Raw genomic sequence first — 13717 nt, 5'->3', positions numbered from 1 at the left:
ACACGCTCGGTTCAGCTTCGGAGTTGGCGGGTTCGTCAGTCTGGCTGATAGATCAAGGCGATATTATGCTGCTGGCAGTAGTCGTGGAATTTGCGCGGGGGGGACTGATCGGTGATAAGGGTGTCGAAGAGGGTTAGGGTGCCGATGCAGGCGGGTTTGATATTGTCGAACTTGCTGTGATCGGCCACCAGAATTCCTTGCTGCGACAGGGATAAAGCGCGGTGCTTCATGGTGAGCTCATCAAAATTGAAGCAGGTCGCACCGTAGTGAATATCTATCCCGGCGGCGGAAATAAACGCCTTGTCGGGACAGATGTTATCCAGAATGGAATATTGGGTCAGTGGAGTGAATATGCAGTTGGCCGGATGGAATTCACCGCCGCACAGTATGACTTTGCAGTTGGGCAGATCCTGCAATGCCAGGAACGTATTCAGCGAGTAGCAAATGCCGGTGAATGCCAGGTCTTGGTTGATGGCGTCGATAATGAACGGCGTGGTGGTTCCGCAATCAAAAAAAACCGTGTCGTCTTTTTCAATCATTTGGGCCGCCATACGGCCGGTAATGCTTTTTTCTTTAACGTGCTTGGCTTTTTGATCCGACACAAAGTAGTGGGTGACTGAGCTGTTTTTCGGATCGTTGACGACATATCCCCCCAGCAGAACCACCTGCGCCGGCTCGGCGCTGAGATCGCGGCGGATGGTCATTTCTGATACGCCCAGCAGGACGGCGGCATCCTTCAGATGGATTTTGTCTTCCCGCTTTAAAGCCTGTATCAGCCTGTTAATCCTTTCTTCGCGCCGCGTTTCCATAGTGTACCCTGCGTCAATTGTTCCGATGTTCGCCGTTGTGAACAGTCAATATTTGCCGGTGGCTGCTGCGCCCGTCACAATACTTACCCCGGAACTGGTGCCGATACGGGTGGCGCCGGCCAGTATCATGGTTTGCGCGGTCTGACGATCGCGAACGGCGCCGGATGCCTTGACGCCTACGTCCGCCCCAACGGTCTGCCGCATCAGCCTGACGTCCTGTTCCCGGGCGCCGCCGGTGCTAAAACCCGTGGACGTTTTCACAAAGGCCACCTTAAGTTCGCGGCAAATCTGGCAAACTTGCACGATCTGCTCTTCGCTCAACAGGCAGGTTTCCAATATAACCTTCAATGGTGTGGCGGCGCAAACCTGGTGCACTGCCTGTATATCGGCGGTTACCGCGTCGATTTTCCCGCTTTTCAGCCAGCCGACGTTAATCACCATATCGATCTCCCCGGCCCCGGCTTCGATGGCCGCTTTTGCTTCAAAAGCCTTGGCGGCGGTCAGGCCGGCTCCCAGAGGGAAACCCACCACCGAGCACACTTTAACGTCGGTTCCCTGCAGCGCACGGGCGGCGAACGGCACATAACCGGAATTTACGCAGACGGCATAAAAGCCATACTGCTTTGCTTCTTCGCATAAAGCGGCTATTTGCGCCTCGGTGGCGTCCATCGCCAGCAGGGTGTGATCGATATATCGGGGAAAGTCGATTTCTGTTTTGTTCATGAGTGCGTCCTCGTGAGGGATGATGTTAATGTGAAAATAATAACATTATCTAACACCGTTATATAGCCATTTGTCCGTTAATTTTTCTCATGAGATGTGATAGGTGTCATATTATTAACATTTATGGGTTGATAATGTTAGCGTAGTAACATTGAATGCTATGAAAACATTAGAGAGGCAAATGATTATGGATATAGCGGTTATTGGTTCCAACATGGTGGATCTGATTACCTATATCACCGAGATGCCGAAAACCGGGGAAACGCTTGAAGCCCCGGATTTTGAGATCGGTTGCGGCGGTAAAGGCGCTAATCAGGCGGTGGCGGCAGCCAAACTGGGCGCCGGCGTGATGATGATGAGTAAGGTCGGCGACGATCTGTTCGCCGACAATACGGTAAATAACCTGCGCCGGTACGGCGTCGATACCCGCTATGTTGAGAAGGTGCCGGGGGTTTCCAGCGGAGTGGCGCCGATTTTTGTTGATCGGGATTCACATAATCGCATCTTGATCATTAAAGGGGCCAATAACCATTTGACGCCGGCGGATGTTGACCGTGCGGCGGAGCAGCTCAAGGACTGCAAGGTGATTATCCTGCAGTTGGAGATTCCGCTGGCGACGGTGTATCACGCCATCGACGTTGCCCGGCGGCTTCATGTGCCGGTGATTCTTAATCCGGCGCCGGCCAGCCGGGAGCTGGATATCGCTTATGCCTGCCAGTGCGATTTTTTCATGCCTAATGAAACGGAGCTGGAAATCCTGACCGGTATGGCGGTGGACAGCGAAGAGCATATCCTTGCCGCCGGCCGCTCTCTGCTCTCACGGGGGCTGAAAAACCTGATTATCACCATGGGACACCGCGGCTCGGTGTGGTTGACCGGCGACAGCGTCCACCGGGTGGATGCGGTGCCGGTACAGGCCGTGGATACCAGCGGCGCGGGCGATGCCTATATAGGGTGTTTTGCCCATTACTATGTCGGCAGCCAAGACGTGAAGCAGGCTATGACATATGCCTCGGCCTATGCCGCCTTCAGCGTACGGGGCAAAGGCACCCAGCGTTCCTATGCCGACGCCGCCCAGTTCCATGATTTCCTCGCCACCTTACATCAGGAATAACATCATGCACCACAATACGGTACAAATGCCTGACGGCTATCTGAATAAAACACCGCTGTTTCAGTTTATCCTGCTGTCTTGCCTGTTTCCTTTATGGGGCTGTGCGGCCAGTTTGAACGATATCTTGATTACCCAATTCAAAACGGTGTTCGCCTTAAGCGATTTCGCCAGCGCGCTGGTGCAAAGCGCGTTTTACGGCGGCTACTTTCTGATTGCCATTCCGGCCTCGATGGTCATTCGCAAAACCAGCTACAAAGTGGCCATTATGACGGGCCTGTCGCTGTATATCATCGGCTGCGTGCTGTTTTATCCTGCGTCTCATATGGCCACCTACACCATGTTCCTGGCGGCGATTTTCGCCATCGCCATCGGCTTGAGCTTTCTGGAAACTGCGGCCAATACCTACAGTTCGATGATCGGTCATCGCGACTATGCGACGCTGCGGCTTAATATCAGCCAGACCTTTTATCCCGTCGGCGCGCTGATGGGCATTGTGCTGGGCAAATATCTGGTTTTCCAGCAAGGGGACAGCCTGAGCAGCCAATTGGCCTCCATGACGCCGGAGCAGGGGCATCAATTCCGCCTGAATATGCTGGAACTCACCCTCGAACCTTATAAGTATCTGATCATGGTGCTGGTAGTGGTGCTGGTCTTGTTTGCCATTACCCGCTATCCCCGTTGCAAGCCTGTGGTAGATCGACAAAAAACCGCCGCGCCGGGTATGGGAGAAACCCTGCGTTATCTGGCCGGTAACGCCCGCTTCAAAAAGGGTATAGTCGCCCAGTTCCTTTATGTGGGGATGCAGGTGGCGGTATGGTCGTTTACCATTCGTTTGGCGCTGAACCTGGGTGCGGCCAATGAACGGGACGCCTCCAACTTCATGATTTACAGCTTTATGTGTTTCTTCGCCGGTAAATTTATCGCCAATTTCCTGATGACGCGTTTTATGCCGCAAAAAGTCCTGATCGCCTATTCCATACTGGGGGTCGCGACTCTGGCCTATGTGGTGATGGTGCCGAATTTTACCGCCGTATATGCCGCGGTGTTTGTCAGCGTCTTGTTCGGACCCTGCTGGGCCACCATTTACGCCGGCACGCTGGATACCGTGGACAACAAATATACCGAAGTCGCCGGGGCGATTATCGTCATGGCCATTGTCGGCGCCGCCGTGGTGCCGGCAATCCAGGGCTTTGTTTCCGATCATTTGGGTTCGATGAAAGAGGCATTCAGCGTCTCGCTGCTGTGCTTTGCCTACGTGGGATTCTATTTCTGGGGTGAATTGCGCAACCATCAGCATCAGTTGCTGGCAGACCCCGCCCGTTCGGTCATGGATAGCAAACTTTAACCGCAGGAGAAGCGATTATGTCAGCCGTCATTCATCTTCAGCGCAACCAATTCAGCGAACAGCCGGTTTGTCTGCTGGAAAGCGCCGAGCTCAGCGTTACGTTGTTCAAATACCGTTCCGGCATTGAAGCGGTGACCCTGCGCAACAGCCGCGGTTTTATTACCCTGTTGCCTTTTTACGGCCAAATGATTTGGGACGCGCAGTTTGAGGGTCATGATTTGAAAATGACCAATCCGTTTACCGAGCCGAAACGGGGCGAGTCGGTGGTGGATACCTATGGCTGCTTTGCGTTCCATTCCGGCCTGCTGAGCAACGGTTGCCCGTCCCCGGAGGATGTTCATCCCCTGCATGGCGAAATGCCCTGCGCCCCCCTGGACCGCGCCTATCTGCTGCTGGACGGGAATAGCGTCGCCCTGGGGGGGGATTATGAATACGTCAAGGGTTTCGGCCATCATTACCTGGCGTCGCCGTCAGTGAGGCTGGCGGCCGGCGAGACCCTGATGACCATTACCATGCGGGTGACCAATCTTGCCAGCGTGGCGATGCCGCTGCAGTATATGTGCCATATGAACTACGCCTATCTGCCGGGGGGTTCCTTTAGCCAGAATATCCCCGACGGGGCGTTTTCACTGCGCACCTCCATTCCCGGACATGTGCATCCCACGCCGCAATGGCTGGATTATACCGCTACCCTGACGGACACTCCCTCGGCCTTCGGCGCGTTGGATCAACCACAATTCTACGATCCGGAAATTGTGTTTTTTGCCGATAACCTGGCGCAATACACGCCGCAACCGGAGTTTTTTATGCAGGCGCCGGATAAAGGGCCGCGCTTCGTTACCCGGTTTTCCAGCGAACAGTTCAACTACGCGACCCGCTGGATTTTGTATAATGGCGACCAAAAGGTGGCGGCGTTTATCCTGCCCGGCACCTGCCGTCCCGAGGGACATATCGCGGCGCGCCAGGCCGGGACGCTCATCGAGCTGCCCGCGGGGGCAACGCGGGAATTTACCGTGGTCACCGGCCTTGACGGATAACCAGACACTATCCACCCCCTGCATTGCCGTACCGGGCGCATCCAATGATGCGCCCGGCGCCGTTTCCGCCGTCGACATGACCGCGTAATCTCTGTTGATTACTGTTCAGTTGGATTATTTCCCGCTACAGTGAGAACACCATGCAAAGAAGGGAGGGAGCCATGCTTTATATCTTTGATTTAGGCAATGTCGTTATCAATATCGATTTCGGCCGGGTTTTGGGCGTCTGGAGCAAATTGAGCGGCGTCCCGCTGGCCATCCTGAAAAAGAAGTTCGTCATGGGCGAGGCCTTTGAGCAGCATGAGCGGGGCGATATTACCGATGAAGCCTTTGCCGCCAGGATTTGCGGGGAGTTGGGCATTGCGCTGAGCTTTGAACAGTTCACCACCGGCTGGCAGGCGATTTTCGCCGGTGTGCGCACCGAGGTTATCGATATCATCCAGGCTTTGCGGCGGCAGGGACATCGGGTGGTGGTTCTGTCCAATACCAACCGCCTGCATTGTAATTATTGGCCGAGCCAGTATCCCGAAATACAGCAAAGCGTGGATAAACTCTATCTATCGCAGGATTTGGGCATGCGTAAGCCGGACCCGGCCATTTACCGCTATGTGCTGGAGCTGGAAGGGGTAGCCGCTGCAAAGGCCATCTTTTTCGACGATAACGCTGATAATATCGCCGGCGCGAAAACGGTCGGTCTGCAAACGGTGCATGTTACCGATCCTGACGTCATTCCCGCTTATTTTGCCTGACAGAACCTGGACCCCGCGCAAGGCGGTGCTCAAAAGCATCGGCCCGTTCATTGAGGAAAATTGCGATGAGACGTCCTAACCTGAAGGAATTCGGCCGTTGTTATTCCTTCATCAAGCTATTAGTCATACGTATTGATCAGGACCGGCTGACGGTGCTGGCCGGGCATCTGGCTTATGTCTCGCTGCTCTCCCTGGTGCCGTTGGTGACCGTGGTGTTTGCGCTGATTGCCGCTTTTCCGGTCTTTTCGGATGTGAGCGTAGAACTCAAAAATTTTATCTTTAACAATTTTATGCCCGCCACCGGCAATGTAATTCAGCGTTACCTCGAGCAGTTTATGCTTAACACCAGCAAAATGACGGTGGTGGGCACCTGCGGTCTGATTGTCACCTCGCTGCTGCTGATTTATTCCGTGGATACCGTGCTTAACACTATTTGGCGCAGCAAAAAGAAGCGCCCTCTCATATTTTCGTTTGCGGTCTACTGGATGGTGTTGACCCTGGGTCCGTTATTAACCGGCGCCAGCATGGCGCTCAGCTCTTATCTCTTATCCATCACCTGGCTGCAATCCACCGGTTCCAGCCTGTTTGCCACCGTCGCCCTGCGGGTCTTTCCGCTATTGCTCTCCTGCGCCTCGTTCTGGCTGTTGTACAGCGTGGTGCCCACGGTACGGGTGCCGAGCAGGGATGCGCTGGCGGGCGCGCTGGTGGCCGGTCTGCTTTTTGAACTGGGGAAAAAGGTTTTTGGTTTATATGTCACTATGTTTCCCTCCTACCAATTGATTTATGGCGTGTTGGCGGTGATTCCAATCTTATTTCTCTGGGTATACTGGAGCTGGTGTATTGTATTGCTGGGGGCGGAGATTACCGTCTCGCTGGCCGAACACCGGCAGTCGGCGTTAGAGGAGACGGTCTCCCGATGATTGCGTTGATTCAGCGTGTTTTGCGTGCACGGGTTACCGTGGACGAAACCGCGGTGGGGGAAATCGGCCCGGGGCTGTTGATTCTGCTGGGAGTAGAGAAGCAGGATAATGAACAGATCGCGGCAAAACTTTGCCAGCGGGTGCTGGCTTATCGTATTTTCGGTGACTCACAAGGCAAAATGAACCTGGATGTCCGCCAGTCCGGCGGCAGCGTGCTTATTGTGTCACAGTTTACATTGGCGGCGGATACCGACAAAGGGCTGCGGCCCGGCTTCTCCCGCGGCGCATTGCCGGCGGAAGCACAGCGGCTTTACCACCATTTTACCGAGTGCTGCCGCCGGGCGGATATCCGGACGCAAACCGGCCGCTTTGGGGCGGATATGCAGGTGGAGCTGGTGAATGACGGGCCGGCGACGTTCTGGTTGCAAGTCTGAGTCGGTAGAAGCACTCAAAGAGAGAGTCTGTCATGTATCACTTGCGCGTTCCGCAAACCGAGGAAGAGTTAAAGGAATACTATCAGTTCCGTTGGGAAATGTTACGTAAGCCCTTGCATCAGCCGCCGGGCTCCGAGCGTGATGCCTATGATGCCATGGCGCATCACCAGATGGTGGTGGATGAAGAGGGGAAGCCCGTGGCGGTGGGCCGGCTGTATATCAATGCCGACAACGAGGCGGCCATCCGTTTTCTGGCGGTGGACCCGCAGGTGCAGGATAAGGGCCTGGGCACGCTGGTGGCCATGACGCTGGAATCCGTCGCCCGCCAGGAAGGGGTAAAGCGGGTGGTCTGTAGCGCCCGCGAGGATGCGGTGGATTTTTTCGCCAAGCTGGGTTTTATCAACCAGGGTGAAATTCTGGCGCCGTCCTCCACGCCCATACGGCACTTTTTAATGATTAAACCCATTGCCACGCTGGATGATATTTTGCACCGGCCGGATTGGTGCGGCCAGTTGCAGCAGGCCTGGTACGAGCATATTCCCCTGAGTGAAAAAATGGGGGTGCGCATAAGCCAGTACACCGGCCAGAAATTCATGACCACTATGCCGGAAGCCGGTAATCAGAATCCCCATCATACGCTATTCGCCGGCAGCCTGTTTTCACTGGCCACCCTCACCGGCTGGGGATTGATCTGGCTATTGCTGCGCGAGCGCCAACTGGGGGGCACCATAATCCTGGCGGACGCCCATATCCGCTATACGACGCCGGTTACCGGCCGGCCCTGCGCCATTGCGGATCTCGGTTCACTGAGCGGCGACCTGGACCGGCTGGCCCGCGGACGCAAGGCGCGGGTTCAGCTGGAAGTGGAATTGTTCGGCAACGATAAACTGGGCGCGGTGTTCAAAGGCATCTATCTGGTGCTGCCGCCGGCGCATGATAGGCCGCTGGAGCGCGGCGGCTCCCATGCGGATTGATTTGTAGCGCTTCGGCTCCCATGCGGATTATCTCTGGCGCTCCGCGCCTTCTGCGGATCGCCATTTTGCCATGCAACGCCCCTTGCCCCAAGGGAATTGCACTTTAGCCCCCGGTGTTTCGGGGACGGTTTCCCAAAGGCTCAATGGGCCGTATCCTCCGCCACCTGGCCATTGCTCATGGTCTGGTTAAGCGATTGTCCTTTTGCGTCGACGGCCTGCAGCCTGCCGTTCAGTGTCGGCCTCAGGGGCGCCTGTGCGGCGAGCTGGCCGGTGAGGGTTAGCTGAACGTTGCCGTTGCCCGATAACGGCATGGCAGGCCATCCCCAGCGCTCCAGCACGTTTATCGGAACCGCTTTGCCGTTCAGGTTGAGCGAAAAGTTACGTGAAGGCTGCTGGTTAATCAGGGCGGTGGCCTCCAGCAATCCGTCACCGGCGAATGCGCTCAGATCGGTGACGGTGATTTTGTCCGGATCGGCGGTTAACGCCAGCGACGGACGCCGTACGTCGATTTTATTGAAGGTGGCGTCGCTGCCGTTCAGATTCAGGCTGCCGGACCAGATGCCCCATTGATGGTTGCGCGCCAGCTCCAGCTGCTTGCCGTATCCGTCCAGCGCGGTGATTTGGAACGGGAATGAAGGATTGATATCAATCAACAGGTTCCGATTGGCGGTGAATTTATCCACGGTGACCTGCGCCAGCCAGGAAGGCAGCGGCTGCTGCCAGCTGTCACGCCAGTTTGCCGGCAGGGTATATTCCAGCCCCGCCACCATGAACTCGTCCAGTTCCAACTGCTGTCCGTCGCGCAGCCACCGGCCCGAGGTGCGCATCAATCCGCCTTGCCAGCGTCCGCTGAACTGGCGGATTTCTATTCCCTGGGGCGATAGGGCCAGATTGGCGATGGGATCGTTCAGATGCACCGTCCCGTTGATAAGGTCGGTGGCGTTGAAGGACAGTGAACCGTCATCGGTGGTCCAGTCGCCGTCCTGGAAGGTGATATTCCGCAAGGTCAGGTCCAGGTCGCTGAAGGCCCAATCCTTCCCCTCCATGCGCGCGTCGATCAAATCGAAGCGATGGATGGTGATTTTCGGCACCTGGGAGATCTGCTGCAAAAAATCATTCAGGCTTTTTTCGGTTTGCATCCGTACATTGCTCAGACGCAGATTATCCACCAGCCAGCTGCCGTCCTCGTCCCGCTTCGCATTGCCGGTTAATTCGCCCTGGGACAGATCGGCCCCGAGATTATCCAGCTTCAATTGATGGTCATCGATTTCCCCTTGCACCAATACGTTTTCCGCCGGCACGTCGTTTAGGGTCAAAGAGCGCGCGCTCAGCTGAAAGCGGGCGTTACGCCCGAGGGGAAATTCCTTTTCCGGTTTCCAGGGCGTGATGCCGGCGTTGACATTTTGCCCATTAAGCCGCCAGCCCCCCTGGGGAGACCGCACCGCCATACCGTTCAGTTGCAGGACGTCCGCCTGTAGCGAGGAGAGGGGCGGCGAGGTATCCATATCCAGGGTGCCGTCCTGCATCTGGATCCGGTAAAAATGGAAGGGGTCGGTGAGTTGGCGTGCGCCTAAACCAGCCACCAACTGCTTGGCGACCAGGGTGGGCGGATGTCCTTTTTGACCGAAGGTGATATTTACAAAAGAAATTTCAGTGGGATCGGACCAGGAATGATCAATTTTTTCCAATGACAGTTGGAAATCGCTGTGCTGGGTAACCCATTTGCTGACCCAGCCCGCGCCCCAAGGAGTTTGCAGCAAGACGTAGATCAGGACGATTATCAATAGCAATATCAAAAGTATTGATAATATGAGTTTCCCAATAAATTTCATCGCTCAATCCATCGCTGTCATAAAGGTTACAGTGTTTATGCCGTAATTAGCGGCGCTTCTCAATAGGCAATGTGTTTTCCGAAAAAAAAAGCCGCTGTATTGAGACAGCGGCTTGATAAAAGGAGGAATGTTAATTAATTGTGTTCCGGCGGGAACAGTAAATTCAGGATAATGGCGGTAATGCCGCCGGCGGCGATACCGGATGACAACAGCGTTTTTAACCATTGCGGCGCGAATTGCAGAATCAGGGGCTGCTGCGATACCCCCAGGCCCACCGCCAGAGAAAGGGCGATGATCATAATGGCGCGACGGTTTAGCCGTTCCCGCGAGACGATGCGGACGCCCGAAGCGGCGATAGTGCCGAACATCACAATGGTAGCGCCCCCCAGCACCGGTTCCGGAATATGCTGGACGAATCCGCTGACCACCGGAAACAGCCCGAGGGCTATAAGCATCAAAGCCACGACAAAACCCACATAGCGGCTGGCGACGCCGGTGAGCTGGATGACGCCGTTGTTCTGGCCGAAACAGGAGTTGGGAAAGGTATTAAACACCGCGGAAAGAAAAGAATTCAGCCCGTTGGCCAGCACGCCGCCTTTCAGACGGCGCATATAGACCGGCCCGCGTACCGGTTGTTCAGAGACATCCGAGGTGGCGGTGATATCGCCGATGGTTTCTATGGAAGTCACCATAAACACCAATATCAGCGGCACCAGCAGATTCCAATCGAACCCCAACCCGTAATAAAGCGGGGTCGGCACCATGATAAGCTTATGGGGAGCCACAGGTCCGGACGGCGGCAACATGCCCAGCAACCAGGCCGCCGCATAGCCCACCGCCATGGCGATCACCAGCGAAGCCACCCGCAAATACGGGTTGCGCTGGCGGTTAAGTAAAATGATGACCACCAGCACAATCCCCGCCAGCAGAAGATTTTTCGGCGCGCCGAAGGTGTGGTCGCCCATGGCGGCAAACCCGCCGCCGATAGAGGTCAGTCCCACCTGGATAAGGGAAATACCGATAATCATCACCACGATGCCGGACACCAGCGGCGTGATAATGCGGCGCGCCAGATGCAGCACGCGGGAGAGCAAAATCTCGGTACAGGACGCCACCATCAGGGTACCGAACAGGGCCGCCATCATGGTGGGCACATCGGCGCCGCCGTTTTTCAGGGCCAGCCCGCCCATGATAAGCGGCGTGACAAAGTTGAAGCTGGTACCCTGAATGGATAACAACCCCGATCCCACCGGTCCCCAGGTTTTGATTTGCAGTATGGAAGCCAGTCCGGAAGCAAACAACGACATGCTGATAATATGCTGCGTATCCTGCGCCGGCAGCCCCAGCGCCTGGCAGATCAGCAGCCCGGGGGTGATAACGGCGATAAACATCGCCAGCAAATGCTGACAGGCGGCAAACAGGGTTTCCGCCAGCGGCGGACGATCGTCAAGATGGTAAATCAGCTCGCTTTTGACAACGGGAATCGGCGCGTCATCGATTTCATAGGAAGGCATTGTCATGTTGAATGGCTTTCATGGGCGGCAAAGGAGGCATTTTAATCAACTTGTTTCTAAAAGCAATCGATTGCTTACAACCCGCATCCCAACCGATTGATATAAGTCAACTCAAGGGCGAATTCACGCCGCCCGCTAACGCCGGGGCTCAACGCGAGCGTGTTAAAGGGAGAGCGTGCCTACGCATTGGTGTAACGCGCCCGCTCCGGCATCCAGCGCTCAATCAGCAGCCGGGCGGAGTCGGGATGATGCTCATGAATATGGCGCGCCAGCCGCTGGACCTCCGGGATCATCGCCTGGTCGCGCAGCAAATCCGCCACTTTGAACTCCGCATTGCCGGTTTGGCGCGTGCCCAGCAGTTCCCCGGGGCCGCGGATTTCCAAATCCTGCTGGGCGATGGCAAAACCATCATTGGTATCCCGTAATACCTGTAACCGCCTCTGGGCGGTTTTACTCAGGGGAGACTTATATAACAGCACGCAATGGGAGGCTACCGCGCCGCGGCCGACCCGGCCGCGCAGCTGGTGCAATTGCGCCAGGCCCAGACGTTCGGGATTCTCGATAATCATCAGGCTGGCATTAGGCACATCCACCCCCACTTCTATCACGGTGGTGGCCACCAGCAAATGGATCTCCCCGGCCTTGAACGCCCGCATAATCTCCTGCTTTTCCTTGGACTTAAGCCGGCCGTGCACCAGACCGATACGCAGCTCCGGCAAGGCGGCCTGCAGGTCTTCCCAAGTGGCCTGCGCCGCCTGGGCCTCCAGCAAATCGGATTCATCAATCAGGGTACAGACCCAATAAGCCTGGCGCTGCTCTTGCAAACAAGCCTGCCGCACCCGCTGTATAACCTCGGTCCGCCGGCTATCCGGAATGGCCACGGTGGTCACCGGCGTACGCCCCGGGGGCAATTCATCGATAACCGAGGTATCCAGATCGGCATAAGCGGTCATGGCCAGGGTCCGGGGAATGGGAGTGGCGGTCATGATCAACTGATGTGGATGGTAGCCCTGCGCCAGCCCCTTTTCCCACAGAGCCAAACGCTGATGGACGCCAAACCGGTGCTGCTCATCAATGATAACCAGCGCCAGCCCTGAAAATTGCACCTGCTCCTGGAATATCGCATGGGTACCCACCACCATGCCCACGCTCCCCTGCGCGATAGCGTCCTGCTGGGCCTGGCGCGCCTTGCCCTTTTGTTTGCCAGCCAGCCAGCCTACCTCGATGCCCAGCGGTTCGAACCAGGCGCGGAAGGTCATGGCATGCTGCTCCGCCAGCAGCTCGGTGGGGGCCATCAGCGCCACCTGCTTACCCTCGCCGATGGCCCGCAATGCCGCCAGCGCCGCCACCAGGGTTTTTCCCGAACCCACATCCCCCTGCACCAGCCGCATCATCGGCACCGGCTGCGCCAGGTCCTGTTCTATTTCATCCACCACCCGCCGCTGCGCGCCGGTGGGCGTAAAGGGAAGCAAAGAGAGAAACCGCTGTTTCAACTGCGGTCCCGGGGTTAACGCCAGGGCCAGATCTTTGCGCACCCCGGCCCGTACCGCCAGCATGCTGAGATTATGGGCCAGCAATTCTTCCAGGATCAGACGCCGCTGGGCCGGATGTTTGCCCTGCTCTAGATCCGCCAGCGAGATATCCGGCGGCGGGCGATGCAACGTGCGCAGCGCCTCGGGCAAGCCGATAAGTCCCCGGCTCAGCTCCGGCGGCAGCAGTTCGGCAATGGGATAGGTATCGAGCAAAAGCAGCGCCTGATCCGTCAGATTGCGCAGTGAGGCCTGGCGGACGCCTTCGGTGGTGGGATACACCGGCGTCAGGGCCGGGGCCAGTTCGACCTCGCTGTGATCGCCGAGGATATGGTATTCCGGATGGATAATTTCGGCCCCCAGCTGTCCGCGCCGGATTTCGCCATAGGCGGTAATCCGGCGACCGGCGGCCAGGCTGTTTTTCATCGAGGCGTTGAAGTTGAAAAAGCGCAGGGTGATAAGGCCGCTATCGTCGCGGACCCGGCAGGTCAGCATGCGCCGCCGGCCGAAGCTGATGTCGGACCCGAGCACTTCCCCCTGCACCGTTACAAACATGCCGGGCAGGACGTCGCCGATGGCGTATAACCGGGTGCGGTCTTCGTAGCGCAAAGGCAGATGCAGCAATAAATCCTGGAGATTTTCCAGCCCGAGCCGGGCGAGCTTGGCCGCCTGTGCGGGACCGACCCCTGAAAGCGTATTCAACGGTATGGCGTTCAGCAGACGGCCTTCCATCATTT

12 protein-coding genes are annotated in these 13717 nt (G+C 56.7%); 7 read left to right on the top strand and 5 right to left on the bottom strand.

Annotation, left to right across the window (positions count from 1 at the left end; all coding sequences use genetic code 11):
- Window positions 1-35 precede the first annotated feature (35 nt).
- Window positions 36-809, bottom strand: coding sequence for a DNA-binding transcriptional repressor DeoR (gene deoR / locus ACL2XJ_RS07620; RefSeq protein ID WP_132924166.1), 774 nt, complete (start codon window positions 807-809; stop codon window positions 36-38).
- 45 nt (window positions 810-854) lie between these two features.
- Complete coding sequence (gene deoC / locus ACL2XJ_RS07615; RefSeq protein ID WP_132924167.1) at window positions 855-1532, bottom strand: deoxyribose-phosphate aldolase; 678 nt, start codon at window positions 1530-1532, stop codon at window positions 855-857.
- Between the two features lie 187 nt (window positions 1533-1719).
- On the opposite strand from deoC, the gene rbsK reads away from it, so the two are divergent.
- The 7 genes from rbsK to fabY all read left to right on the top strand — a co-directional run bounded on the left by rbsK (window position 1720) and on the right by fabY (window position 8105).
- A complete protein-coding gene (gene rbsK, locus ACL2XJ_RS07610) occupies window positions 1720-2646 on the top strand; it encodes a ribokinase (RefSeq protein ID WP_413726139.1) in 927 nt (308 codons plus the stop codon).
- Window positions 2647-2650: 4 nt separating this feature from the next.
- Entirely contained in the window at window positions 2651-3991 is a 1341-nt protein-coding gene (gene fucP, locus ACL2XJ_RS07605) for an L-fucose:H+ symporter permease (protein WP_413726138.1), read from the top strand.
- Window positions 3992-4008: 17 nt separating this feature from the next.
- Window positions 4009-5028: an aldose 1-epimerase family protein gene (locus tag ACL2XJ_RS07600; protein WP_413726137.1), complete on the top strand. Its 1020-nt coding sequence runs from the start codon at window positions 4009-4011 to the stop codon at window positions 5026-5028.
- Window positions 5029-5189: 161 nt separating this feature from the next.
- Window positions 5190-5777 (top strand): glucose-1-phosphatase, encoded by a 588-nt coding sequence (yihX, locus tag ACL2XJ_RS07595; RefSeq protein WP_413726136.1) that lies wholly within the window; start codon window positions 5190-5192, stop codon window positions 5775-5777.
- A gap of 65 nt (window positions 5778-5842) precedes the next feature.
- Window positions 5843-6697 carry a virulence factor BrkB family protein gene (locus ACL2XJ_RS07590; protein ID WP_413726135.1) on the top strand — a complete coding sequence of 285 codons (855 nt, stop codon included), beginning with the start codon at window positions 5843-5845 and terminating at the stop codon, window positions 6695-6697.
- Window positions 6694-7131, top strand: a complete 438-nt coding sequence (gene dtd / locus ACL2XJ_RS07585) for a D-aminoacyl-tRNA deacylase (protein ID WP_203524201.1) — start codon at window positions 6694-6696, stop codon at window positions 7129-7131. Before ACL2XJ_RS07590 ends, dtd begins: the two co-directional genes overlap by 4 nt.
- A gap of 32 nt (window positions 7132-7163) precedes the next feature.
- Complete coding sequence (gene fabY / locus ACL2XJ_RS07580) at window positions 7164-8105, top strand: fatty acid biosynthesis protein FabY (RefSeq protein ID WP_132924174.1); 942 nt, start codon at window positions 7164-7166, stop codon at window positions 8103-8105.
- A 140-nt stretch (window positions 8106-8245) separates the two neighbouring features.
- Here the strand turns inward: fabY and ACL2XJ_RS07575 are convergent, their stop codons facing one another.
- The 3 genes from ACL2XJ_RS07575 to recG all read right to left on the bottom strand — a co-directional run bounded on the left by ACL2XJ_RS07575 (window position 8246) and on the right by recG (window position 13712).
- The gene (locus ACL2XJ_RS07575) at window positions 8246-9937 is read right to left on the bottom strand and encodes an AsmA family protein (RefSeq protein WP_413726134.1); all 1692 of its coding nucleotides are present in this window, start codon (window positions 9935-9937) and stop codon (window positions 8246-8248) included.
- A 134-nt stretch (window positions 9938-10071) separates the two neighbouring features.
- Window positions 10072-11457, bottom strand: a complete 1386-nt coding sequence (locus tag ACL2XJ_RS07570; RefSeq protein ID WP_203524199.1) for a uracil-xanthine permease family protein — start codon at window positions 11455-11457, stop codon at window positions 10072-10074.
- 173 nt (window positions 11458-11630) lie between these two features.
- A complete protein-coding gene (recG, locus tag ACL2XJ_RS07565) occupies window positions 11631-13712 on the bottom strand; it encodes an ATP-dependent DNA helicase RecG (RefSeq protein ID WP_413726864.1) in 2082 nt (693 codons plus the stop codon).
- Between the last annotated feature and the right edge of the window lie 5 nt (window positions 13713-13717).

It is taken from the genome of Sodalis sp. RH16 (assembly GCF_047324245.1).
In the GTDB taxonomy this organism is placed as follows: Bacteria; Pseudomonadota; Gammaproteobacteria; order Enterobacterales; family Enterobacteriaceae; genus Acerihabitans; species Acerihabitans ligni.
Note: the sequence above shows the minus strand (reverse complement) of the source record. Positions and strands in the feature narration are given on the sequence as shown.